Here is a 24,576-nt window from a genome sequence, read left to right on the forward strand (position 1 = left end):
CCCGTGAGGGTGAACCACGGCAGTTTTCACAGCGGTTTCCCAGCCATTGCATGCTATGCTGGCGGTTAAAACGTGCATGACTTTCCCTTACCTCTCTTGGAGGCGATGATGGACGTAAAATCTAAACCGACGTGCCGGCTGGTCAAACCGCATCACACCTACGGCGGCAAACAGGGACTGAATTACTTTGAAGGAATAGCCGCCGAGACGGTCGGATCGACGGGAATTTGCATGCATATATTGACGATTCCTCCGGGCGCGAGGGCCAAGGCGCACATGCACGAGGCCCACGAAACGGCGATCTATATGCTGTCGGGCGAGGCACATACCTGGTACGGCGAAGGGCTCAAGGACCACATTGTCGTCCATGCGGGCGAGCTTTTCTATATTCCTCCAGGCGTGCCGCATCTGCCGGCCAATCTCAGCAACACGCCTTGCACGGCAATTATTGCCCGCACGGATCCAAACGAGCAGGAAAGCGTTGTCCTTTTGCCGGAACTCGATGCGGTCGTGCCCTAGCAGCATACGCGTGAGCCGGAGGTAATGTATTTTTGCCTGTTGGATCAATTGGTTTCGGCAATGCGCTGCGCTATCTTGGCTGCCATGGCGTGACAGAATCGGAGTGCGGTATGAGCGTCTCAATGGAAGTGGTGATGGAAGTCTCAGCTCCGGTAAAGCGGCGGAGCGCGTTCCTCGCCGCCTGCATGTTGACAGGTTGCACTATATTGCCGCTGGGACCTGCGTTGGCGGCAGATTGCGGTTCCACCGCAGCGCCGGGTTTGGACTGGACCGATTGCACAAAGCGCAACATCATGATTCCCGGCAGCGAACTCGAAGGTGCCAAGCTCTTCAGCACCGATTTTGCCTCTACCGATCTCAGCAACTCCAACCTCAAATCGGCAAACCTGGAAAAGGCGACACTGGTACGGGCTTCGCTGGCCGGTGCCGCAGCCGAGAAGGCCAACTTCTCCAAGGTCGAGGCCTACCGCAGCAATTTCACCGGCATTTCCGCTGAAGGCGCCAACTTCGCCAGTGCGGAACTGCAACGATCCGGGTTTGCTAAGGCCAAGCTGACGGGAGCGAACTTCGAAAAGGCCGAGCTTGGACGCGCCGATTTCGATGACGCCATCCTGACCGGCGTACGTTTCTCGCTGGCCAATCTGTCCCGGGCAGACCTTAGTCATGCAACATTTGAAGGACCGATCATCTTCGACCATGCTTTCATGTATCTGACGCGGATCGAGGGGCTCGATCTCTCGGCGGCGCAGGGGCTGGAACAGGGACAGATCGAACTCGCCTGCGGTGACGCCAAAACCAAATTGCCTGCCGGCCTCAACCCGCCGTCGGGATGGCCGTGCCCGCCCGACGATCGCGACAACTGACAAATCGCCTCAACTATGGCGTACTTTCCAGGCGAGCTGCGCCAGCGCCCCTCCGACGCTGATCAATTGGATGCCGAGCAGCAAACCGATGAGCCAGAGCGCTGTAACCGGCAGGCTTATCAGCAGGAACAGCGACAGAAGAATGCCTATGATGCCGCTGACGAGAACCCAACCCCAATGCGGGAAGGGCCGGATCGTCAGGGAGAAGACCACCTTCGATATGCCTTCGATCATGAAGAAGACGATAAGCAGCAAGGTCACTGTAACGAGACCCTGCGCCGGATCGCGCAGGAACAGGAAACCGATCAGCACGGCAAGGAAGACGGAAATGAGCTGCAGCCAGAAATTCGGGACATGGCGGGCATAGAACAGCCCTAGGCATTGCAGGATGCCGCTGAAAATAAGCAACCAGCCAAGCAACAGAATAACCGCGACGGATGAGAACACCGGATAGATGATCGCCAGAACGCCCGCAACGACGAGCAATATTCCTTCGATCAGATACCACAGGGAGTACCGCTTGACGGTCGCCCGCATGGCTTCCCGATAGACTTCGGCTGCTTGATCCAATGACATCGACATCGTTGCTCTCCAAATGGAAATTGATCGACTGAAATGTGGCGACTTTCGCGAGGTTACGCTGTCGGAACAAGTACGTAACAGTAACGGTGCGTGCGGAGAGCCATCATCAGGATCTAATCGAGAGGAAACTGCCGCCTGACCCATTCGCTTTTCGGCACGAGGCTACCCATCGCGTAGCTGAAAGCGACCACCTTGGTTCCCTCATTATCGACCTTGCAATGGAAGTCGAGGTCGTACCAGTTAGAACCGTTGCGGAACGCACCACCGATGGCATCGAGTGTCGTGGCGGTATAGCTGCTTCCGCTCGCGCCAAATGGAACAAGTATGTCCGTTCCCGGCCTCTGGCGGCGGATTTGTTCCAGCGCCTCTATCATGCACACCTGCTTCATGCGCTGTCGCGGCGGCAACCGCCCGAGCGCCTGCATGACGCGCGGATCGAACAGCGCCCCGGCGGAGTAGAGTTCGCGCGCCACCACAAGTTTGCCGCGTCGGGATGCGGGCTTGGCCGCAGCCGGTTTCTTGCTTTCATCCGGCTTTGGGGCGGTAGACGCGGTTGGAGCCGGAGCCGGATTCGGCGCGGCAGCAGCATTCGCCTCGGCTGCCTTGGCATCGGCCGCAGCAAGCCCGTCCGGGCTTGTCCGGTCCGGTGCGCTCGGCGCGGCTTCTGTCGGCTTTCCACCCGCAGCGGCCTTGTTCTCCGGTTCCGCAGGCTTGTCAGTCAGGTCTTCGACAGGATCGCTCGGCGCTGACGGCGCCGGTTGCGGCTCCTTCACGTTCTGCTCTGTCTTTGCGGCAGCAGATTCGAATACCTCGACCGGTTTGGCAGGTTTAGCCGTTTCAGGGGGCTCCTGGGGCTTGGGTGGCGGCGGTGCCGGTGGCGGCGGAGGCGGCACAAGTGTCACGTCTACCTCCTGCGGAGGCGTTGTGACCGGCGAGGGCATAGGCAATCCCAGCACCAGCAACAGGATCACACCTATATGCACGATCGCGGAAACGGGCGCGCCCCATCCCAATCTTCTTGACGATTTTTCCGCGAACTCATGCATCGACTGTTTCCCGATCAATCGGATCCTAAAAGTTCAGCATGAGCGGCGCAACTTCCACGCGCTACGAACGTTTAGCCCCCGATCAGGCCGGACAAACGAGCAAGGCTGTAGGCAGGATGATCCCGCCCTGGATGCAGCGCTCTCACGATGGCGTGAGGTGATGACATCGCGTGGCGCTGGCGAAAAAAATCATGTTATGCCTTTAGCTCCACGAAGACACCAACTCAAGCAAGCACAAGCGTTGCAAGCCAGATGCGGAGTTCGCCATGATTACCTTCAAGCTAAATGGACAGGAACGGACTTTCGACGGGGATCCCGATACCCCACTGCTCTGGGTCCTGCGCGATTTCGAAAAACTGACAGGCACAAAGTACGGTTGTGGCATCGCCCAGTGCGGCGCTTGCACCGTCCATCTCGACGGATCGACCCAGCGCAGCTGCATTACGCCGATCTCGACGGTCGATGGATCGGAGGTCATCACCATCGAAGGCATCGAGGGCAAGGAAGCGGAGGCGGTTCGCAAGGCATGGATCGCGATAGACGTTCCCCAATGCGGATATTGCCAGTCAGGCCAGATCATGTCCGCCGTGTCGCTCTTGCAGTTGACGCCGAAGCCCACTGACGAGGATATCGACGGTGCGATGGCCGGCAACATCTGTCGCTGTGCCACCTATCACCGCATCAGGCAGGCCATCCACAACGCCGCCGACACGATGGAGGGCTGAGCCATGACCTTCAATGCTCTCACAACAACGCGTCGTTCCTTTCTCGCCGGCGCTGGCCTCGTCATCGGATTCACACTCGCGCCGAAAGTCTTCAACGCGTCTGCGCTTGAAGGTGTACCGGCGGGAGGCGACAAGAGCCTCTCCCAGATCAATGCCTTCATAAAGATCGGCACCGACGACACTGTTACCGTGCTCTCCAAGCACATCGAGTTCGGCCAGGGACCGTTTACGGGGCTTTCGACCATCGTCGCCGAGGAACTCGATGCGGACTGGAGCCAGATGCGCGCGGTTCATTCACCGGCCGACGACAAGATCTACGGCAATCTGGCATTTGGCCTGCAGGGCACGGGCGGCTCCACGTCCATCGCCAATTCCTATGACCAGTTGCGCAAGGCGGGCGCAACGGCGCGCGCCATGCTGGTTGCCGCGGCGGCTGCCGAATGGGGTGTTCCCGCAGCCGAGATCACGGTTGAAAAGGGCCGCATCAAACATTCGGGGTCCGGAAAGGAAAGCGGCTTTGGCGCATTTGCCGACAAGGCTGCCACGCAGACCCCTCCCGCTGAGCCGAAACTGAAGGACCCCAAGGACTTCGTACTTATCGGGCAGGAATTGCCGAAGCTCGACACGGTAAGCAAAACCAATGGCACGGCTGTGTTCACCCTAGATATTACCGCCGACAACATGCTCTATGCTGTCGTCGCCCATCCGGACCATTTCGGTGCGACCGTCAAGTCGGTGGATGACGCGGCAGCGCGCAAGATCCCCGGCGTCCTTGACGTCAAGACAATCCCGCAGGGCGTGGCGGTCTATGCCGAGAACACATTTTCCGCCTTGAAAGGCCGCGACGCGCTCACGGTCGAGTGGGACCTGTCCAAGGCGGAAACACGTTCAAGCGACCAACTCACTGCTGATTTCGCCAAGCTGTTCGGTACCGATGGGCATGAAGCCGCCAACACCGGTGACGTTGAAAAGTCGTTCAGCGGCAACGGCGTACAGACCCTCGAAGCCGACATCGTCTTTCCATTCCTCGCGCACGCGCCGATGGAACCGCTCGATGCGGTGTTTATCAAGGCGGCCGATGGATCGGTCGATGTCTTTAACGGCGCGCAGTTCCCCACGATGGACAAGAAGGTCACCGCGCAGGTGCTCGGCCTCGATCCTGAGAAGGTGCGGGTCAACACGCAGCTCGCCGGCGGAAGCTTCGGTCGCAAGGCGCAATTTGGCTCGCCCTATATCGCCGAAGCGGCGGCAGTTTTCGCCGCAACCGACGGAAAGCGGCCGATGAAACATATGTGGACGCGCGAAGACGACATTCGCGGCGGCTTCTATCGCCCGATGTACATGCACAGGATGCGCGGCGCGATCGACGCGAACGGCAATGTTGTCGGTTGGGATCAGACAATCGTCGGCCAATCCATAATGGCCAAGGCGGACCTCGACGAAACCTCCGTCGAAGGAGCGGCGAACCTGCCCTATGTCATACCGAACCTGCGCGTCATCTCGCACAATGTTTCCCTTGCCGTGCCGCCGCTTTGGTGGCGGTCGGTCGGTCATACGCACACGGGCTTTGCGGTCGAAACCTTCATGGACGAGCTACTGCAGAAGGTGGGCAAGGATCCGGTCGAGGGACGGCTTGCGCTCCTGAGCAAGGAGCCGCGCCATATGGAAACCTTGAAGAAGGTTGCCGAAATGGCCGACTGGGGTTCCGCCGTGCCTGAAGGGCGCCAGCGCGGTGTTGCGGTGGTCAAGAGCTTCGGCACCTATGTCGCGCAGATCGTCGAAGTATCGACCGGCGATGATGGCGCGCCGCGGGTTCACAAGGTCTGGTGCGCCGTCGATTGCGGTGTGGCGATCAACCCCAACGTCATCAAGGCGCAGATGGAGGGCGGCATCGGCTATGGCGTCGGCGCGGTTCTTTTCGACGCTGTCACATTAGGCCAAGGCGGCAAGATCGTGCAGTCCAACTTCCACGATTACCGTTCATTGCGCATCAAAGAGATGCCTGCGGTGGAGGTCGCGATCATCCCTTCAAGCGAAAAGCCGACGGGCGTCGGCGAACCCGGGGTTCCGCCTGTCGGGCCGGCCATTGCTAACGCCTGGCGCCGCCTCGGCCATGGCGCCGTGCGGCGGCTGCCGATCGTCAGTATCGGCTCGGTTTGAGGGGGCGCGCAATGAACAGGAACCTCGCTTACGTCTCCGTGGCGGTTGCCATCAACGCCGCCCTTGCCGTCTCGAATATCTCGATGGCGCAGGACAACCCGGTGAACGCCCTGAAACCGGCATCTGCCTTTCAGGCTATTGCTGATGAAAATCAGCGCTCGGTGGCGCTCTTCGAAGAGGCCGGCAAGGTGATCCAGCATCCGCGCTGCGTGAACTGCCATCCGGCGACCGACAGGCCGCTGCAGTCGATGTCGATGCATGTGCACCAGCCGCCGGTCACGCGGGGCGAGGCCGGCATGGGCGTCCCCGGCATGATGTGCAGCACCTGCCATGGCCCGGAAAACGTCAAGGTTGTAGGGCAGGCCGAAACCATCAAGAGCATCCCCGGTAATGGCAACTGGCACCTGGCGCCCATCGAAATGGCCTGGGAGGGCAGGTCGCTCGGTCAAATTTGCAGCCAGATCAAGGATCCCCAGCGCAATGGCGGCAAGACGCTCGACCAGATCGTCGAGCATATGGCCCATGACGATCTTGTCGGGTGGGGCTGGCAACCAGGCGAGGGACGTGAGCCCGTGCCGGGCACGCAAGCCGAATTCGGCGAGTTGATCCGCGCCTGGGTCGAGACAGGCGCCGCTTGCCCGTCGTAGGCATGCGCCAATCCGTTACTTAGGTGGAATAGAATAGGTCGATGTGGCGTGGGCGACAAGTTCGCCGCTCACGGCGCTTGTCATGGAGATATCGACGACAGCAAGCCGTTTGCCCAGTTTCAGCACGCGTGCCGTGGCGTCGATTGCGCCAAGTTTGGGCTTGCGCAGGAAATTGATGTTGAGATTGATCGTGACAGCGAGCGCTACGGGACCGATCTGCGCGAGGATTGCTACATAGGCCGTAAGATCGGCGAGGGCGAAAAGTGTCGGCCCCGACACCGTTCCGCCGGGCCGCAGATGACGGTCCTTCGGATCGAGACGCATCGAGGCGAAGCCCTCACCTGCGTCGGTAACGATGAATGTCATACCGTCAGCATTTACCTGCGGAAATTCACGTTCCAGAAACGATGTCAGCGCTTCGACGTCCATCAACGGTGCCACAATAGCCCTCCCGATTGTTTTCTTTAGCATTTCGCTACTATTTTCAAACTAAGCAACTGCATCGTCTTGACAAGGATGAGCGCATGAAACCGCCGGGATTAGTTGTTGCATCGTGCATCGCCGCACTCGTCTATGTCGGGGTGCTCGCTACTCAAACCCCGCCGCCGCCCATGCAGGCGATCGAGCCGTTCAGCCTGCCGGAACGTCCCGTTGCGCTGACGGAAGACATGATCACGCGCTTTCTTTATGGCTTCGCACCGGTTGCGGCCCGGGCGAGGGAGGTAAACGGGCAGGGTGAGGCGGCCCAGCGCCAGGCGGCGCTTGATGAGACAGCGGCCGAATTCGGCTTTGCCAACTTTACCGACTGGGTAAACACCACCAACACGATCATGGTGACCTATCATTGGGCGACCAATCCCGATCCGCGCCTTGAAGTAGAAAAGGCGATTGACGCCATTCCTGCCATGACCAATCTTAACGATCAGGAAAAGGCTGATATGATCAACGGCTTGAAGGCGGGTCTTGCGCGGGTGGAAAGCGCGAGGCCCACGCCAGAGAACCTCGCAATCGTCCAGCGCCATCTGCGAACGCTGAAGCCGTTCTATGATCTTTGGGCACCGCCCGGCCAATAATCCAAGAGGAGTTCGATGGGAGAAATTCACGCTATCCGCAAGGAAGAGCCCATGATCGCGTCGGAACTGTCGGGCGGCATTTTGCTGCTGACTTTGCAAAATCCTCCGGCAAACGCGCTTTCACTTGCCATGATGCAGATGCTGCTCGACCTGTTGCGATCTGCGCGCGAGGACGAACGTGTGCGTGTGATCATCTTCCGGTCCGGCCTCAAGCTTTTTTCCGCCGGGCACGATCTGAAGGAAATGACCGCGCATCGGAGTGACGAAGATCGTGGCCGCGCCTTCTGTGAAGCCACGATGCGCCTCTGTGCAGAACTGATGCAGGAAATCGTCCGCCATCCGCGCCCGGTCATCGCGTCTGTCGATGGGCTTGCGACCGCGGCGGGGTGCCAACTCGTCGCATCGTGCGATCTGGCGATCTGTTCCGACAAATCGACATTCTGCACTCCGGGCGTCAATATCGGGCTCTTCTGTTCAACGCCCATGGTCGCCCTTTCACGCAATGTATCACGCAAGCAGGCGATGGAAATGTTGCTCACGGGTGAAACCATCGATGCGTCGACGGCGCGCGAATTCGGCCTCGTCAATCGCGTCGTGCCGCAGGAGTATCTCAATCAGATTGTCAGGAAATATGCGCAAAGCATTGCAGCAAAATCGCCTTTGACCGTGAAGATCGGCAAGGAGGCATTTTACCGTCAGCTCGAAATGGAGCTGACCGCAGCCTATGACTATGCGGCAGGTATCATGGTCGAGAATATGCTGGCGCGAGACGCAGAAGAGGGTATCAATGCTTTTATCGAGAAGCGTTCGCCCGAGTGGAAAGGTGAGTAACCCCTCATGGACCACAACCACTATTCCGACAGTTTCATTCGCCGCATCCTGACTTCGGTCAAGACCATAGCCCTTGTCGGTGCGTCTCCAAATGAGTCGCGCCCCAGCAACACGGTGATGCAGTTCCTCCTTGCCAAGGGTTACAAGGTCTTTCCGGTCAATCCCGGGCACAAGGGCAAGCAGATTCATGGCCAAACGGTCTACGCCCGCCTTGCCGATATTCCCGAGCCGTTCGACATGGTCGATGTGTTCCGCAATTCGGCGGCGCTCCCCGCACTCGTCGATGAGGTCCTGGCGCTGGAGCAGCGCCCGAGAGTCTTCTGGGCGCAGGTTGGGGTGCGCGACGAGGGTGCGGCGCGCAAGGCCGAAACGGCTGGTCTAACTGTGGTAATGGATCGCTGCCCGGCCATCGAGTATGCATTGCTCGGTCTCGATCAGGGGTGAGCCGCCGGTTCGATTTCACCGAAACCATTGTCCAAGGCATTGGAATCTCAAGCTTGGACTGAAATTGGTCGACGTTGCTTTGCAAACATGCGCTGTAGGCTCCAGCGTCGTCATTCCATAGTTTGCCCGATTATCCCGACAGGAGGAACACCATGGCGCATCGCGCACCCGGAATAGAAACACTTGCCGTTCACGCTGGCGCCAAGCCCGATCCTGCGACAGGCGCACGCGCGACGCCGATCTATCAGACGACCGCGTTCGTATTCGACGATGCTGACCATGCAGCGTCGCTGTTCGGGCTGAAGGCTTTCGGCAATATTTATTCGCGCATCACCAACCCGACCAATGCGGTGCTGGAGGAACGGGTCGCAGCGCTGGAGGGGGGCACCGCCGCGCTGAGTGTTGCCTCCGGTCATGCGGCGCAGCTTCTGGTCTTCCACACCCTTCTGCAGCCGGGCGACAATTTCGTTGCGTCGAACAAGCTTTATGGCGGCTCGATCAACCAGTTCGGCCAATCTTTCAAATCGTTTGGCTGGCAGGTGCGCTGGGCGGAGGGCGACGATCCCGCCTCGTTCGAAGCGCAGATCGATGATCGTACACGGGCGGTGTTCATCGAAAGCATCGCCAATCCGGGCGGGATCATTACGGATATTGCGGCCATCGCCGAGATAGCCCATCGCCGCGGCATCCCGCTCATCGTCGACAACACGCTCGCGTCGCCCTATCTCATCCGGCCGATCGAGCATGGCGCCGATATCATTGTGCATTCCGCCACCAAGTTTCTCGGCGGCCATGGCAATTCCATGGGTGGGATCATCGTCGATTGCGGCACCTTCGACTGGTCGAAATCCGGCAATTATCCCCTGCTGTCGGAGCCGCGACCGGAATATAACGGCGCCGTCCTCCACGAAACTTTCGGCAATTTTGCCTTTGCCATCGCCTGCCGCGTTCTTGGCCTGCGCGATCTCGGTCCGGCGCTTTCGCCGTTCAATGCGTTCCAGATCCTCACGGGTATTGAGACCTTGCCGCTGCGCATGCAGCGCCATGCCGAAAATGCCCTGACGGTCGCCACATGGTTGCAAAGGCAGGAGGGGGTTGCGTGGGTCAGCTATGCCGGCCTGCCCGAGGACGCCTATCACGCATTGCAGCAGAAATATGCGCCTAAGGGCGCTGGTTCCGTTTTCACCTTCGGCCTGCGCGGCGGTTACGATGCCGGCGTCAAATTCGTCGAGGCGCTGCAACTCTTCTCGCACCTTGCCAATATTGGCGATACGCGATCGCTGGTCATCCATCCAGCGTCCACCACCCACCGCCAGCTAAGCGACGAACAGAAGGTCGCGGCGGGAGCCGGGCCTGACGTTGTACGGCTTTCCATCGGCATTGAAAGCGTTGAAGATATTATCACCGATCTCGAACAGGCATTGAGCAAGGCAGGCTGATGGGGCATCTCGTTAAAATCGCCATTGACGGAATCGAGCCGGAACTTGGCGCCCCTACGGCGGACCGGGTCGTTTCGGGTAATCCGCAATTCCGCACCTGGAACGCCGAGGAGGCGGATGGCGGCCTCTATGCCGGCATCTGGGAGGCGACGCCGGGCAAATGGCAGATCGTCTATGACGAGTGGGAGTTTTGCCACATCCTTTCAGGCCACTCCATTGTCACCGAGGAAGGTGGCGACCCGCATCACCTCGGTGCCGGCGACAGTTTCGTTTTGCGCCCGGGATTTCGCGGAACGTGGGAAGTCCTGGAGACGACGCGCAAGGAATATGTGATCAGGCTTTGATCACCAGGTGACTTCGAGCCGTTCGAGCCCGTGGAAATGGTAGGTGTTGCGATAGCGCGGCACGTCGCGAAGCCCCAGATTGGGTAACCGGTCGAAGAGCACCTTGAGCGCCACCTGCAGTTCAAGCCGCGCCAGCGGCGCGCCGATGCAAAAGTGGATGCCTGCGCCAAATGAGAGATTTTTCTGGTCCGTGCGGTCGGGCTGGAAAATCTCGGGCGATTGAAAGACCAGCGGGTCGCGATTGGCAGCGCCGAGCATCAATCCGATCTGGTCGCCGGGCTCGAGCTTGATGCCATCCCCGAGATCGATCGACTCATAGGCATAGCGGGTAAACATGTGGAGCGGTGCGTCGTACCTGATGCATTCCTCCACGGTTTTGGCCGTGGTTTCCGCATCGGCCAGAAGGCTTGCGGGATGTGTACCGCTTTCAAGGATGGTCTTAACCGCATTACCGGTCTGGTGCACCGTTGCCTCATGGCCGGCGTTGAGAAGCAGGATGGCCGTTGTAATGAGTTCGTCTTCGGTCAGCTTTGCCCCGTCTGCCTCCGCCGCAAGCAAGAGGCTCAAGAGGTCATCGGCCGGTTCTGACCGGCGCTTGCCGGCATAGTCGCGCAGAAATTGCGAGAACTCTGCCGCGGCGGCGTTCGCGCTTTCTTCCGACTGACGGGTGCGGCCATGCATATACATAGCTACAATGCGGTGTGACCAATCCAGAAGTTGCGGCGCGGCTTGCGTCGGCACGCCAAGCATTTCCGCGATAACAGTCACGGGAATAGGCGTGGCAAATTCCGCTATCAGGTCGGCTTGGCCTCTTGGCTCGAACTTGTCGATCAGATCGTTTGCCAGCGCTTCGATGCGCGGGCGCAGCCGCTCCACCTGACGCGAAACGAAAGCGCGATTGACCAGCGTGCGCAACCGCGTGTGGACCGGCGGCTCGAGTTCAAGCATCGAGAACTTCTCGATGTGATCAAAATCAATCAGATGCGAACGGTCCCCGGCTCTGCCTTGCGAATCGGCATCGCTGTGCCGCTTTTCCCGGCCGAAACGCCGATCACGCAAGAGCCGGTTGACGGCATCGTAGCCGATGAAGCACCAGAATCCGTAGTTTTCCCAGAAGAAACTGGAACCTGCCGCATGGAGGTGCGCATAGGCCGGGTAGGGGTCCTGAAAGAAGCTCGGGTCCCGCGGATCAAGCTGCAGATGGCGGGGTTCGGGATCGTGGCGAAACGATGCGGGGAGGGACATTGGCATTTTCCATGCGTGATCAGGGGTTGAGCATTCACTACATATCGTTTCATATTTCAGCCCCCAAGACTGATACAGGAATCCCACCATGAAAATCACCATTGTCGGCGCTGGCATCGCCGGATTGTCGACGGCTTGGTCCCTGACCAAGGCCGGCCATCTGGTCACGCTCCTTGAACAGGGGCCGATCCCCAATCCGCTCGCCGCCTCGGGCGACCACCACCGCATCATACGCCGGGCCTATGGCAAGGCCGGCGGATATGCCGACGCCATCTCCGAAGCCTACGAGGCCTGGGACGAGCTTTGGCACGATATTGGGACGAGCCACCTTGATCCACGCGGTTTCATTTGCGTATCGCGGGAGGCCGGCGATGACACGGATGAATATCGTGAAGGGCTTGAGCAGGGAGGCTATCCGCTCGAAATCTATGAGCCCAGGGATGCCGTTGAGCGCTACGCCTATCTTGAGGAAGGCACGTTCCGCTACGCGTTCTTCTCGCCGGAGGGCGGCGCGCTTCATTGCCGAAAAATCGCAACGGACTTGGCGCATTGGCTGCGCGAAAAGGGCGCGAGGGTCATGGAAAACGCCCGGGTCGTTTCGGTCGACACGGATTTGGCCACAGTCCGCCTCGCCGATGGCACAGTCATCGAAGCGGATCGCGTGATCGTCACCGCAGGCGCCTGGGTCACCAAACTCTTCCCGGAGCTTGCAACAAACCTGACAACCTATCGCACCGCCGTTGTCTATCTCGACCCGCCTGCGGACTTGCGGTCAGCATGGGAGAATTCGCCCGTGGTCCTCGACGTCGGCGGGGGTACTGACGGTTACATCATACCGGCAAGCGGCGGTGGTGGTCTCAAATTCGGAACCGGGCTTCATAAGCGCCAGAGCAGCGACGCTGATCTCGACCGCGTGGCGGCTGAGGGCGAGGGCGAGGCCATACGCGCTCATTTCGCGCCGCCGATAAAGCGGCTTTCGGAGTACAGAGTGGTGGACGTGGTCACCTGCGCTTACACGTTTACCGCCGATGAGCGCTTCTTCGCTTCGGAAATCGGAAAATGCCTTATCGTTTCAGCCTGTTCCGGCCATGGCTACAAGTTTGGTGCGGCTGTCGGCAGGCGCGTCGCCCGCTCCCTTGACGATGGCAGCCTGCCCTTGCTGCAGCGCTGGCTGCGCGCGGAAGCGGCTTGATCGTCCGCAACCCACCCGGCATGGTCATGCGAGGATCTTGCGGAAACGGGTTACGAAGCCCTATGTATCGAAAGTGTCATCCACGAATCTGGGGCATGCCCCATTATTCTCAAAACGCTGAGGCCCACCGATGAGAGATCCAATCGAAACAGCTATGAACCTCGTGCCTATGGTCGTCGAACAGACCAATCGGGGCGAGCGGGCCTATGATATTTTCTCGCGCCTGCTGAAAGAACGCATTATTTTCATTACCGGACCCATCGAGGACGGCATGGCGACGCTGATCTGCGCGCAGCTGCTTTTCCTTGAATCGGAAAATCCAAAAAAAGAAATCAACATGTACATCAACTCCCCGGGCGGCGTCGTCACCTCCGGCATGGCGATCTATGACACGATGCAGTTCATTCGCCCCGCCGTGGCAACGCTCTGCTTCGGTCAGGCCGCGTCGATGGGCTCGCTCCTGCTGACGGCCGGCGCAAAGGACATGCGCTTTGCCCTGCCGAATGCGCGCATCATGCTGCACCAGCCTTCGGGCGGTTTCCAGGGACAAGCCTCCGACATCGAGCGCCATGCCCAGGACATCATCAAGCTGAAGCGCCGCCTCAATGAAATCTACGTGAAGCACACGGGGCGTGATTATGAGACGATCGAGCGCACGCTCGACCGCGACCATTTCATGACGGCACAGGAATCACTTGAATTCGGCTTGATCGACAAGGTGCTTGAGTCCCGCGAACTTCTGGAAGGCGAGATAAAGTAACCGGCTAATTCCCGCATCGGGGTCTGAAATGAACATTTTTTGACACCGATGCGGACTTTCTGCCACACAACCGGCTTGCATAGAGGCCAACAGACGCTACGTTAAGCCATTGTGAGTTAGGAAGCCCGATCTGCATACGTCTATTCACTTCCGTCGGTTGGAAGTGACGGTCCTGAGAGAGCGGGGCCGATACTGAAAGGAAACTGCAATGAGCAAAGTCAGCAACGGCGGCGGCGATTCCAAGAATACGCTTTATTGCTCGTTTTGCGGAAAGAGCCAGCACGAAGTTCGCAAGCTGATTGCGGGCCCGACTGTATTCATCTGCGATGAATGCGTCGAATTGTGCATGGACATCATCCGCGAGGAAAACAAATCCTCGATGGTGAAATCCCGCGAAGGCGTCCCGACGCCGCAGGAAATCATGGCTGTTCTCGATGATTATGTTATCGGTCAGAGCCATGCCAAGCGTGTTCTCTCTGTCGCTGTGCACAACCACTACAAGCGGTTGGCGCACGCATCGAAAAACAATGAAGTCGAACTGGCGAAGTCCAACATCCTCCTGGTTGGCCCGACCGGTTGCGGCAAGACCTATCTGGCTCAATCGCTTGCACGCATCATCGACGTGCCATTCACCATGGCGGACGCGACGACGCTGACGGAAGCTGGTTATGTCGGCGAGGATGTCGAAAACATCATCCTCAAGCTGCTGCAATCTGCCGACTACAATGTCGAGCGGGCGCAGCGCGGCATCGTCTATATCGACGAGGTCGACAAGATCAGCCGCAAGTCCGACAACCCGTCGATCACCCGCGACGTGTCGGGCGAGGGCGTGCAGCAAGCCTTGCTGAAGATCATGGAAGGTACGGTTGCTTCCGTCCCGCCGCAGGGCGGCCGCAAGCATCCGCAGCAGGAATTCCTGCAGGTCGACACGACGAACATCCTGTTCATCTGCGGCGGCGCCTTTGCTGGTCTCGACAAGATCATCTCGGCTCGCGGCGAAAAGACCTCCATCGGCTTCAGTGCCTCGGTCAAGGCTCCGGACGATCGTCGCGTCGGCGCGATCTTCCGCGAACTCGAGCCGGAGGACCTGTTGAAGTTTGGCCTCATTCCGGAATTTGTGGGCCGCTTGCCGGTCATCGCGACCCTCGAGGACCTTGATGAAGTCGCTCTGGTGCAGATTTTGTCTGAACCGAAGAACGCCCTGGTCAAGCAGTATCAGCGCCTGTTCGACATGGAAAACGTCGAATTGACGTTCCACGAGGACGCGTTGAAGGCGATTGCAAAGAAGGCGATTGCCCGCAAGACCGGCGCACGCGGCCTGCGTTCGATCATGGAGAAGATCCTGCTCGACACGATGTACGAATTGCCGACGCTCGACGGCGTCCAGGAAGTCGTCATCTCCGGCGATGTGGTGGAGGGCAATTCACGCCCGCTCTACATCTATGCCGAACGCAAGGAAGAGAAAGGCAATGTTTCCGCCTGATCGCGGAGAGATTGGCCGCCAAATGCGAAAGGCTCCGCACACCTGCGGAGCTTTTCTGTTTTATATGTCGGCTGAATTGCGCTAAAGGTTGCATGAGGTTGGTTGACACCATCGAGCGCTGTTCGAAAGGCAATGAAGAGCAGACGGCGTATGTGGATGATTTCCACGATAATCACACCGTCGCACCCTAATTGTTGCCTTGCGGAAGATTGCGCTCCGAAATTTGCAGGAGCAGGATAGATTACGATTCTGTGACTGTGCTTGGGGCCGGGATGCTTGAAACAGGCGGGCCGCCACTCCAAGTAATGAGGTAAGCCGCACAACCGGTAGTACGCCGCTCATGCTGATCCCCGAAAGTGGACGCTTTTTGGAATGATCATGCAACCCATGGGTACCCCGGGCGTGGCGATCTGGCCAGATGGCCTGAGAAAGGACATGAAATGACGGTTGCAAGCAAGAAGACACCAGCGGGTGGCCAGAGCGGGCTTTATGCCGTTCTGCCGTTGCGCGATATCGTTGTCTTCCCCCACATGATCGTTCCACTCTTCGTCGGCCGCGAAAAGTCCATTCGTGCGCTTGAGGAAGTCATGGGCGTCGACAAGCAAATCCTGCTTGCCACACAGAAGAACGCTGCGGATGATGATCCGCAGGCCGACGCGATCTACACGGTTGGCACGATTGCCAACGTGCTGCAGCTTCTGAAACTGCCGGATGGTACGGTCAAGGTGCTCGTCGAGGGCATCGCCCGCGCCGAAATCACCGGTTTCAGCGATCGCGAGGAATATCACGAAGCCACTGCCGTAACGCTCGCAGAACCCGAGGAAGATCCTGTCGAGATCGAAGCGCTTGCGCGTTCGGTCGTCTCGGATTTCGAGAATTACGTCAAGCTCAACAAGAAGATTTCGCCGGAAGTCGTCGGCGCCGCCGGACAGATCGAGGATTACTCGAAGCTGGCCGATACGGTCGCCTCACATCTAGCGATCAAGATTCCCGAAAAGCAGGACATGCTTTCGATTCTTTCGGTGCGCGCACGGCTCGAGAAAGCCATGTCGTTCATGGAATCGGAAATCTCCGTCCTGCAGGTGGAAAAGCGCATCCGCTCGCGCGTCAAGCGCCAGATGGAGAAGACCCAGCGCGAGTACTACCTGAATGAACAGATGAAGGCGATTCAGAAGGAACTCGGCGATGGCGAAGACGGCCGCGACGAGGCAGCCGAGCTGGAAGACCGGATCAAGAAGACCAAGCTCTCGAAGGAAGCGCGCGAGAAGGCCAATGCCGAGCTTAAGAAGCTGCGGCAGATGAGCCCGATGTCCGCCGAGGCGACCGTCGTTCGCAACTATCTTGACTGGCTGCTGTCCATTCCGTGGGGCAAGAAGTCGAAGATCAAGAACGATCTCAACCTCGCCGACGAGATCCTCGATGCCGAGCATTACGGGCTCGACAAGGTCAAGGACCGTATCGTTGAGTACCTCGCCGTGCAGGCGCGCTCGACCAAGATCAAAGGTCCGATCCTCTGCCTCGTCGGTCCTCCCGGCGTCGGCAAGACCTCGCTTGCCCGCTCGATCGCCAAGGCGACGGGGCGTGAATATATCCGCATGTCGCTCGGCGGCGTGAGGGATGAGGCCGAGATCCGCGGTCACCGCCGTACCTATATCGGTTCGATGCCCGGCAAGGTCATCCAGTCGATGAAGAAGGCCAAGAAGTCCAATCCGCTCTTCCTGCTCGATGAGATCGACAAGATGGGCCAGGACTTCCGCGGCGATCCGTCCTCTGCGCTGCTCGAGGTGCTCGATCCGGAACAGAACTCGACGTTCATGGATCACTATCTCGAGGTCGAGTACGACCTGTCGAATGTGATGTTCGTGACGACGGCCAATACGCTGAATATTCCAGGCCCCTTGATGGACCGCATGGAGATCATCCGTATTGCCGGTTATACGGAAGATGAGAAGCTGGAAATCGCCAAGCGGCACCTGTTGCCCAAGGCTATTCGCGATCATGCATTGCAGCCGAAGGAGTTTTCGGTTTCAGAGGGTGCGATCCGCGCTATCATCCGCAACTATACGCGGGAAGCCGGTGTGCGCAGTCTCGAACGTGAACTGATGAAGCTCGCCCGCAAGGCCGTCACCGAAATTCTGAAGACCAAGAAGAAGGCGGTGAAGGTTACGGAAAGCAACATCGACGACTATCTCGGTGTCGAGAAGTTCCGTTTCGGCCAGATCGACGGCGAAGACCAGGTCGGTGTCGTAACAGGTCTTGCCTGGACCGAGGTGGGCGGCGAATTGCTGACCATCGAAGGTGTCATGATGCCCGGAAAGGGCCGCATGACAGTAACGGGCAACCTGCGCGATGTGATGAAGGAATCGATTTCCGCAGCGGCTTCCTATGTCCGCTCGCGCGCGATTGATTTCGGCGTCGAGCCGCCACTCTTCGATCGCCGCGACATCCACGTGCACGTGCCGGAAGGCGCAACGCCGAAAGACGGACCCTCGGCCGGTATCGCGATGGTTACGGCCATCGTATCGATACTGACGGGCATTCCGGTTCGCAAGGATATCGCCATGACCGGCGAGATCACTCTGCGTGGCAGGGTCCTTCCGATCGGCGGCCTCAAGGAGAAGCTGCTTGCCGCGCTGCGCGGTGGCATAAAGACTGTTCTGATCCCGCAGGATAACGCCAAGGACCTGGTGGAAATACCTGACAATGTGAAGAACGGCCTCGAGATCATTCCGGTCTCGCATGCCAACGAGGTGATCAAGCACGCTCTGATCCGTCAGCCGGAGCGGATCGAGTGGACCGAGCCAGCACATGTGCCGGCCGCGCCTGTCGAGGATGAAACGGCAGCGCAGGTCGCTCACTAGGCGAGGGCATACAAAAGGCCGGGCAAGCAATTGCCCGGCCTTTTTGATTCGGTGCTTGAATTCAGATAGCGCCGCCGAGAATACCGAGGCCAGCGGCAGCGGCGATCGCTCCGACGATGCGCACGAGATTGGGACCGAAGCGCTCGCCAAATTTGGCGACCCCGAGACCCAGGGTGATGCCTGCAAGGTGAAGAATTGCGGTGGCGGCGATGAATCCGGCGCCGTAGGCGTACCCGGCAACATTCATCGGCATCTCCGCGCCATGCGCATGACCGTGGAAGGTGGCAAACAGACCTGCGAGGGCAACGGCAACGGCGACTGGCGGCCTTACCTCAAACGCAACAGCGGCGCCGAGCACGATTACCGATGCTGCGATGCCGACCTCGACGAACGGCATGCCAAGGCCAGCAAAGCCCAGCGCAGCGCCGGCGCTCATCATGCCGATAAAGGCAAGGGGGAGGAGCCATAAGGCACGCCTGCCCATCTGTACGGCGAGGATCCCAACAAGCACCATGGCAAGGATATGGTCGAGCCCGGTTAAAGGATGGGCGAATCCGTGCGTAAATCCGCCTGTATCTCCGAGGCCCACATGGGCATGGGCAAGGGACGGTAATAGGCTGGCGGCAAGGGCAACGGCGATTTTGAAGGTGCGGAGGGCTGGCATGTTCTGTTCCCGTGTTTCAGCGTTCTTGGAAGGAGGCTGAAGCCATTGTTGCCGCAGATGGGCCGCGAGAGAAAGAGGAAATGCTGACAGCGGCATAAAATCAGCGGTCATCGCTGTCGTGATCGCCGGTCTCTCAGATACGGTTTGGGAGATGGAATGGTGGGCGATGAGAGACTCGAACTCCCGACATCTTCGGTGTAAACGAAGCGCTCTACCAACTGAGCTAATCGCCCTACGCAAAGGGTATGGACGGAGCGTTTATGCGTTTAGCGCGATATTGGCAAGAGGGTTGCGACACTTTTATGATTTCCGCGAAGAGTTTTTCACATTCGCATTTTTCCTGTTCGGTTGTGCTTGACACACCCCCGCGAACCCCTTAAACGACCGCTCACGCCGGACGAAATGTTCGGCACGAAAGTGCGCGGGTGTAGCTCAGTTGGTTAGAGTGCCGGCCTGTCACGCCGGAGGTCGCGGGTTCGAGCCCCGTCACTCGCGCCACTTTTCTCTCAAATAAATCAATTAAATAGCTTGCCGCTGGAAGAGCGGCGCTCTCGCGAGTTTCAACTGTTATTTACCCACGAGTTTCAACTTTTTGATCTCATTCTGTTCTAAAGCATTTTTGCTGCGTCCAATCTTGCGTGACTCTTCCGCTGCTTGCCGTCAGGTTGACCGCATATAGGTTTTTTGCAGCGTCTTGTTCTGATCGATGCTGTGGCCCATTTTCGCAGCTATACATGAGCGTAAAAAAACAATCCTCCACTTTGGTAAGACGTCGTATCGGTGACCCGGCAATTGAAAAGTTGGGAGAAGGCAGGAACTGAGCATTCTCGCTTCATTGCCATTTCGGATGATCGTACGAATGAAGGAACAGATCGCGGTAGCAGCCAGTTTACGCCATTTGAATGGCATCAGGCGCAAGCCGGCGAATTTCTGCGGTTAAGCCGTTGCCCGCAGAAGGGGCTTGGAAAGTCGCTAGGCACCCAGTTTCATAAAATCATAAATTGCTCAGAATCACGATCTGGTATAGCTCGTTCTCAAGATTTGTTGTTTTGGGTGATGAATGGTAAGGGTCGGGTATTGGGTGAGGGTGGTTGCAACTGCCGTTTTTGGAGTGTGGCTTTCATCCGTCATCCGACTGAAGTTCACACCTATCGCCGATGGTTTAGATCCCAGTTGGATAGCGGGGGTTTCCGAGGCACAATCAGGTGGGCTGCAGTTCGGCCCTGACATTCGCTTTACCGTCGGCCCATATCTGAACGTACTCTATAAATATTACCAAGGGGACTTTTCAATCGCGGTGTTCGCGGGTTCGGTGATCCTGATTGCATATGGTGTTCTCACTTCGTTCAAGTTGTTCACCAAGGATGCGGTTTACACGACGATTTTTATCCTCGCAGCTCTGATGAGCACCGTTTTCGTAGATTCCATACTCAATATTCTGCCGCTGTTCGCTGTGTACGTGGTAGGAAGAGACGACAAGCCTAACACTTGGTACATTGCAGCATCGGCCACTGCATTTTCGATTATTGCTCTGACAAAGTTTTCCGCCTTACCTGTCATAATATTAGCCTCACTGTTAATCGACTTCATTAGGCTTTCTCGCCGTCAGGCTCCGATCTGCTCAGTTTTATTTCTTGTGGCTTTGGTCCTGGCCATGTTCCTCGCGGGGATGCAAATTGGCAGTCTCCCGGATTACATGGTGTCCAGCCTGGATGTGTCAGCCTCTTACTCTGACTCAATGAGTACGCCGGGCTCTTTCAAAGAGATATCGATTTGGCTTGTCCTCGCCATTTCGGGAGCAACTATTTTCGCCCTGGATCAATTGTTTAGGTTAAAGCCCTTCACGATTGGGAAGTTCATCCAAGTGTCGAGCGCCCCGGTTTTGCTCTTCATTATTTTACTTCTCTCATTGAAGCACGGGTTTGTCAGGCACGATCTGCATTCGCTTATCGCATGGTCAGCCCTGATCTTGAGCATTGGCGGGGCCATTTTTGTGGCCAATTCCAACGTCGGCAAAATTGCCTTGGCAGGTATCGTTCTATGTTCAATCGTGTGGACGCACACCTATGCAAACTTTGACGCTATCGGCGACCGATGGTCGATCCCAAGCATCCCAACCCGCCTATCTGCAGGCTTGTCGGAAGTTGGCGAGATTGGAAGATTTCTGCGGAATCCCGCTCGATGGGCAGACGATCATGCGGAGGCACAGTCATCCGCAAAGGCGCGCATAAAGGCAGCGAAGCCGTTGCCTTTGGTTGAGGGGACGGTCGATGTCATACCCAATATCCAATCTCGCGTGATCGCATCCGGTATGCAATACACGCCCAGGCCGACCATCCAGGAATATGCCACGTACTCGACGGCATTGATCGAGGCAAATCGCGAATTTTTCAAGTCGACGAGAGCACCTCGTACAGTTCTTTTTGGGATCGATCCGATCGATCAACGGCTCCCAGCTTTTACTGAAGGAGCGCTTTGGCCTTTGTTTTTAGAAAAATACGAGCCGACAGAAGAAAAAGACGGGCTCGTGGTTCTAAGGCAACGCGCGCAAGCATTGCCGGAACTTACCGGGGCATTCAGTATGGCAACTGGTCGCATTGGCGAAAAGATAGACCTTCCTAAGGATGACTCCGTTGTTTTCGCGAAAATTGAAATCAGGCATACCCTCATTGGACGAATAATAAGATTATTATTCAAGACCCCTGAGTTGCACATAAAACTGTACTATGCCGATCGTGAACCAGAGGTTTTTCGGTTTATTCCGGGTATAGCGGAAAACGGCTTTATTCTATCGCCAGTTATTAAGTCGGTTGGAGAATTTATTGACATAGCGACAGGGGTTGAAACTCCTATTGGCTCTAACCGACCAGTAAGCTTTGAGATTCTTCGTCCAAATTGGCTTGGCCGATCCTACGTACCTGAATTTAAGGTTCAGTACGCCAAACTCGACACCCATCCTTTGGCTGCCGCGTCAACCGCGAACGCTTTTTTGAAGGCCAGAATCAAGGAAACTGGACAGAAAGTTGTTCGCCCACAGCCCAACTGAAGTAAAAATAGATGTATCGGGTCACAAAGTGCTTAATGTTAAATTTGGCATGCGGGATGGGTCGTGGCAGCAGGGCACCACAACCGGAGTATGTTTTGTGGCAGAAATTTCTGGTTCCACTCCCTTGTTCAAACGGTGTCTCACGCCTCTTACAGAAGAGCAGGATCGGGGCGAGCACGCCGCGAGCATCGAACTGCCCGAAGCCACACAATCAGTGAAGCTGCGTACAGAATGCGTCGCGGCGTGTGACTGGGGATGGTCTTACTGGTCGCTTATCTATGCCCAATAGAGCATCGACAAGATTGGTCACGGCTTCTCGGCGACTACAAGAAATTGCTTTCCAAAGAAACGCCAGAAGAAAGGCATACGCAGATATGCTTTTATAAGCAGGTCGTGCGTAGGCTGCTTGTTTGCCATTGTGAATGGTAGAAAGCGATCTGTCACCGAAACGACCTTATAACCGTTCATTGCGAGGCCCTCCGCCAGGGACACATCGGAGAGAGGCAGATAGTGATCGTAAAAGTCCCAGTACTCTTTGTAAGCGTAGCGAATGTTGGGGCCCATAATGATGAATCGCCCGCCGGGTTTTAGAACCCGCAGAATTTCTTTGAGAACCGCGTCACAAACCTTTTTGTCCGGAAGGTGCTCAAGAAAATTTGACGTAAATGCGCGATCAAGCGAGTCGCTTGGCAAGTGGCCAAGATCATCAGCCATTGATGGCGTGAAGGATACCGTGGGAAGAAGGTGCTCCGCCGCGTCCGGGTTAAGATCAACCGCGTATTTTTCCCGAACGTTGATGTTGTTGATGAACTCGCCATATCCGCAAGCGAGATCCAGGATAGAGCCATCCGCAACTACGAGATCGTTGAAATACGAGCTGCAAAGCGTTTTCCATACCCGGTCCCGTTTCGCGAGGCCAGTTTCTATGAAGCGCTTCTTGTAAATCTCAGTGACGTTGGCTGCAGACTCTAAGGCCATTCCATATCCCCTATTTCATCGACCATAGCCTAATCGATGAAGCATCAGATCACAATGACGGGCAGCCGGAAAGTCGCATCGGCGCCTTCCTCGACAGCGAAGGCGTCAAATTGTTCTAGAAGCGGAAGGCATTTTGTCGTCTATGCCGGCTGCCCAGGAAGGTGCGCTAGGGGGCACCCTCGGGCCGGTCGGGCCCGCGGAGTTGAAAGCCGAGGGATATAGCCAAACGGCTATTCCTACGCCCAAACGGCTGTAGACGAATTGCAGGCTCTTCTTTTTCGCCGTTCGCCTTCACAATAGCGGACAATAAGAACCATGCGCCCGTATGTTTTGTCGGGACCGTGCGTGTAAGCGGAGTGGAGAGACGTCATGGCGGATAATCGGCCCGTAGCGGAAGAAGCGCTCAACCCGAGCGTCAATCAAAGCATGATCCCGGGTTCCGCTTCGGGGCATCTGGCGCTCGTGCCGACATGGCTTCCGCTTGAAGTTCTTCCGAGCAGTTCCGCCGGCAGCGGTGGCGATGGGATCGCCATCGGGCTTATATCGGCCGATCCGCTCGCGATCTTTACGCCTTCCAATGCTGCCATCGCTGGCCCTCATTCCTCGGCCGACGCCAATCAGGGTAACAATGCGCTGATGAATCAGCATGTTACCGAAATGGCTGGCATGGGCGGAGACGGTGGCAGCGGCAATGTCGTTTTGAATGGCGGGGGCGGCGATACCGTGAACCACGCCGGGACCGGCGGTAACGGTATTTTCTACGGCGGCATGGTCAGCTCTGACGTCGGGGTCTTTGCTCCCGTCAATACGGCCGTATCCTGGGGTTCAGGCTCGCATGCGACGGCCCATCAGGACAATAATGCCCTCTTCTTGCAGGGCGCGACCCAGATCGGTGGCATCGGCGGCGATGGCGGCGACCACAATGGTGCCATCACCAATTCGCCTGGGGGCGCTGGAACGGCGCTCACCTATAGCGGCGATCTTTATGCCGGGCACGGTGGCAACGGGTACTTCATCGGCAGCATGATCGATGTGAACGTCGCCATCTTTTCGCCAATCAACATCGCCGTTGGCGCAGCCGGCGGATCGGCCGAAGCTCACCAGACCAACAATGTTGTTTTTGATCAGGGTGCCGTCCAAATCGCCGGCATTGGCGGAGACGGTGGCGGCTTCAATTTAAGTTCAGATACGATCTTCACCGGTTCCGGCATGGGCTCGGGAGGCGGCGGCGGCTCCGGTTATTCGAACGGCAGCATCGTCGATGTCAATGTCGGCTATTTCCATCCTGTCAATATTGCCGTTCCGGCGGGCGGCACCGCGGACGCCCAACAGATCGACCACGTGCTCTATGACCAGCATGCGCTGCAGATGGCTGGCATCGGCGGGCATGGCGGCGAGGGTAACCTGACGGTTGATCACGCCTCACTCGTGGACGACATCATGTCGTTCATGCACGCTTAAAGTGCGCTAGCCCACAAAGCAAACAGGGTTTTTTCTGCAGACGGCGGCCATTGCGCCCGCCGTCTGCAGGTCGTTTGGCTGAACGGCAGGATACATCCATTTGTCCGTTCCCGGACTACATACCACTCTTCGAAGCCACCCCGCCCAAAGGAACATCCCCGAATATCTAGCTAGTTCGCCGGCCCGAACGCGAGCACTCTAATGGGGCGGTTA

The 24,576-nt window shown here is 57.7% G+C and carries 22 protein-coding genes and 2 tRNA genes; 17 read left to right on the forward strand and 7 right to left on the reverse strand.

Going from position 1 to position 24,576, the window contains the following annotated elements; translation table 11 throughout:
- The first annotated feature begins 108 nt into the window (after nt 1-108).
- Together BM074_RS12845 and BM074_RS12850 are read left to right on the forward strand one after the other, a co-directional pair.
- A complete protein-coding gene (locus BM074_RS12845; RefSeq protein WP_091922494.1) occupies nt 109-519 on the forward strand; it encodes a cupin domain-containing protein in 411 nt (136 codons plus the stop codon).
- A 185-nt stretch (nt 520-704) separates the two neighbouring features.
- Nucleotides 705-1,382 carry a pentapeptide repeat-containing protein gene (locus BM074_RS12850; protein ID WP_091922994.1) on the forward strand — a complete coding sequence of 226 codons (678 nt, stop codon included), beginning with the start codon at nt 705-707 and terminating at the stop codon, nt 1,380-1,382.
- 9 nt (nt 1,383-1,391) lie between these two features.
- Here BM074_RS12850 and BM074_RS12855 read toward each other — a convergent pair whose 3' ends face one another.
- Together BM074_RS12855 and BM074_RS12860 are read right to left on the reverse strand one after the other, a co-directional pair.
- Nucleotides 1,392-1,964 (reverse strand): HdeD family acid-resistance protein, encoded by a 573-nt coding sequence (locus tag BM074_RS12855; RefSeq protein WP_091922496.1) that lies wholly within the window; start codon nt 1,962-1,964, stop codon nt 1,392-1,394.
- 113 nt (nt 1,965-2,077) lie between these two features.
- Nucleotides 2,078-3,010: a DUF930 domain-containing protein gene (locus BM074_RS12860; protein ID WP_091922498.1), complete on the reverse strand. Its 933-nt coding sequence runs from the start codon at nt 3,008-3,010 to the stop codon at nt 2,078-2,080.
- Between the two features lie 266 nt (nt 3,011-3,276).
- Between BM074_RS12860 and BM074_RS12865 the strand changes: the two genes are divergently transcribed.
- From BM074_RS12865 to BM074_RS12875, 3 genes are read left to right on the forward strand one after another with little or no spacing between them, the layout of a single operon-like run.
- Nucleotides 3,277-3,735 (forward strand): (2Fe-2S)-binding protein, encoded by a 459-nt coding sequence (locus BM074_RS12865; RefSeq protein ID WP_091922499.1) that lies wholly within the window; start codon nt 3,277-3,279, stop codon nt 3,733-3,735.
- 3 nt (nt 3,736-3,738) lie between these two features.
- Complete coding sequence (locus tag BM074_RS12870) at nt 3,739-5,895, forward strand: xanthine dehydrogenase family protein molybdopterin-binding subunit (RefSeq protein WP_091922501.1); 2,157 nt, start codon at nt 3,739-3,741, stop codon at nt 5,893-5,895.
- Between the two features lie 11 nt (nt 5,896-5,906).
- Nucleotides 5,907-6,542, forward strand: a complete 636-nt coding sequence (locus tag BM074_RS12875) for an Isoquinoline 1-oxidoreductase subunit (protein ID WP_091922503.1) — start codon at nt 5,907-5,909, stop codon at nt 6,540-6,542.
- A 15-nt stretch (nt 6,543-6,557) separates the two neighbouring features.
- Here BM074_RS12875 and BM074_RS12880 read toward each other — a convergent pair whose 3' ends face one another.
- Entirely contained in the window at nt 6,558-7,013 is a 456-nt protein-coding gene (locus BM074_RS12880) for a PaaI family thioesterase (protein ID WP_091922504.1), read from the reverse strand.
- Nucleotides 7,014-7,066: 53 nt separating this feature from the next.
- Here BM074_RS12880 and BM074_RS12885 point away from each other — a divergent pair, with 53 nt between their 5' ends.
- From BM074_RS12885 to BM074_RS12905, 5 genes are all read left to right on the forward strand, one after another.
- Nucleotides 7,067-7,615, forward strand: a complete 549-nt coding sequence (locus BM074_RS12885; protein ID WP_091922506.1) for a hypothetical protein — start codon at nt 7,067-7,069, stop codon at nt 7,613-7,615.
- Nucleotides 7,616-7,630: 15 nt separating this feature from the next.
- Nucleotides 7,631-8,446, forward strand: a complete 816-nt coding sequence (locus tag BM074_RS12890) for an enoyl-CoA hydratase (RefSeq protein ID WP_091922507.1) — start codon at nt 7,631-7,633, stop codon at nt 8,444-8,446.
- Between the two features lie 6 nt (nt 8,447-8,452).
- Nucleotides 8,453-8,890: a CoA-binding protein gene (locus BM074_RS12895; RefSeq protein ID WP_027232443.1), complete on the forward strand. Its 438-nt coding sequence runs from the start codon at nt 8,453-8,455 to the stop codon at nt 8,888-8,890.
- 152 nt (nt 8,891-9,042) lie between these two features.
- Nucleotides 9,043-10,329 (forward strand): O-acetylhomoserine aminocarboxypropyltransferase, encoded by a 1,287-nt coding sequence (locus BM074_RS12900; protein WP_091922509.1) that lies wholly within the window; start codon nt 9,043-9,045, stop codon nt 10,327-10,329.
- Complete coding sequence (locus BM074_RS12905; protein ID WP_091922511.1) at nt 10,329-10,673, forward strand: cupin domain-containing protein; 345 nt, start codon at nt 10,329-10,331, stop codon at nt 10,671-10,673. Before BM074_RS12900 ends, BM074_RS12905 begins: the two co-directional genes overlap by 1 nt.
- Here BM074_RS12905 and BM074_RS12910 read toward each other — a convergent pair whose 3' ends face one another.
- Nucleotides 10,674-11,918, reverse strand: coding sequence for a cytochrome P450 (locus tag BM074_RS12910; protein WP_244532853.1), 1,245 nt, complete (start codon nt 11,916-11,918; stop codon nt 10,674-10,676). It lies immediately after the preceding gene.
- Nucleotides 11,919-12,006: 88 nt separating this feature from the next.
- On the opposite strand from BM074_RS12910, the gene BM074_RS12915 reads away from it, so the two are divergent.
- From BM074_RS12915 to lon, 4 genes are all read left to right on the forward strand, one after another.
- Complete coding sequence (locus tag BM074_RS12915; protein ID WP_091922515.1) at nt 12,007-13,110, forward strand: NAD(P)/FAD-dependent oxidoreductase; 1,104 nt, start codon at nt 12,007-12,009, stop codon at nt 13,108-13,110.
- A 130-nt stretch (nt 13,111-13,240) separates the two neighbouring features.
- Nucleotides 13,241-13,870, forward strand: a complete 630-nt coding sequence (clpP, locus tag BM074_RS12920) for an ATP-dependent Clp endopeptidase proteolytic subunit ClpP (protein ID WP_027232448.1) — start codon at nt 13,241-13,243, stop codon at nt 13,868-13,870.
- Between the two features lie 208 nt (nt 13,871-14,078).
- A complete protein-coding gene (gene clpX, locus BM074_RS12925; protein ID WP_027232449.1) occupies nt 14,079-15,353 on the forward strand; it encodes an ATP-dependent Clp protease ATP-binding subunit ClpX in 1,275 nt (424 codons plus the stop codon).
- Between the two features lie 440 nt (nt 15,354-15,793).
- Nucleotides 15,794-18,214: an endopeptidase La gene (lon, locus tag BM074_RS12930; protein WP_027232450.1), complete on the forward strand. Its 2,421-nt coding sequence runs from the start codon at nt 15,794-15,796 to the stop codon at nt 18,212-18,214.
- Between the two features lie 61 nt (nt 18,215-18,275).
- Here the strand turns inward: lon and BM074_RS12935 are convergent, their stop codons facing one another.
- Both BM074_RS12935 and BM074_RS12940 read right to left on the reverse strand, forming a co-directional pair.
- Nucleotides 18,276-18,878, reverse strand: a complete 603-nt coding sequence (locus BM074_RS12935) for a HupE/UreJ family protein (protein ID WP_175499008.1) — start codon at nt 18,876-18,878, stop codon at nt 18,276-18,278.
- 157 nt (nt 18,879-19,035) lie between these two features.
- Nucleotides 19,036-19,111: transfer RNA gene (locus BM074_RS12940), tRNA-Val, on the reverse strand.
- 188 nt (nt 19,112-19,299) lie between these two features.
- Here BM074_RS12940 and BM074_RS12945 point away from each other — a divergent pair.
- Both BM074_RS12945 and BM074_RS12950 read left to right on the forward strand, forming a co-directional pair.
- Nucleotides 19,300-19,376 (forward strand) — tRNA-Asp (locus tag BM074_RS12945).
- Between the two features lie 589 nt (nt 19,377-19,965).
- A complete protein-coding gene (locus BM074_RS12950) occupies nt 19,966-21,924 on the forward strand; it encodes a hypothetical protein (RefSeq protein ID WP_139217664.1) in 1,959 nt (652 codons plus the stop codon).
- Nucleotides 21,925-22,230: 306 nt separating this feature from the next.
- Here BM074_RS12950 and BM074_RS12955 read toward each other — a convergent pair whose 3' ends face one another.
- Nucleotides 22,231-22,902: a class I SAM-dependent methyltransferase gene (locus tag BM074_RS12955; protein ID WP_091922519.1), complete on the reverse strand. Its 672-nt coding sequence runs from the start codon at nt 22,900-22,902 to the stop codon at nt 22,231-22,233.
- Nucleotides 22,903-23,328: 426 nt separating this feature from the next.
- Between BM074_RS12955 and BM074_RS12960 the strand changes: the two genes are divergently transcribed.
- A complete protein-coding gene (locus BM074_RS12960) occupies nt 23,329-24,363 on the forward strand; it encodes a hypothetical protein (RefSeq protein ID WP_244532871.1) in 1,035 nt (344 codons plus the stop codon).
- The last annotated feature ends 213 nt before the right edge of the window (nt 24,364-24,576 follow it).

This window comes from Phyllobacterium sp. CL33Tsu, assembly GCF_900113985.1.
GTDB lineage: Bacteria > Pseudomonadota > Alphaproteobacteria > Rhizobiales > Rhizobiaceae > Phyllobacterium > Phyllobacterium pellucidum.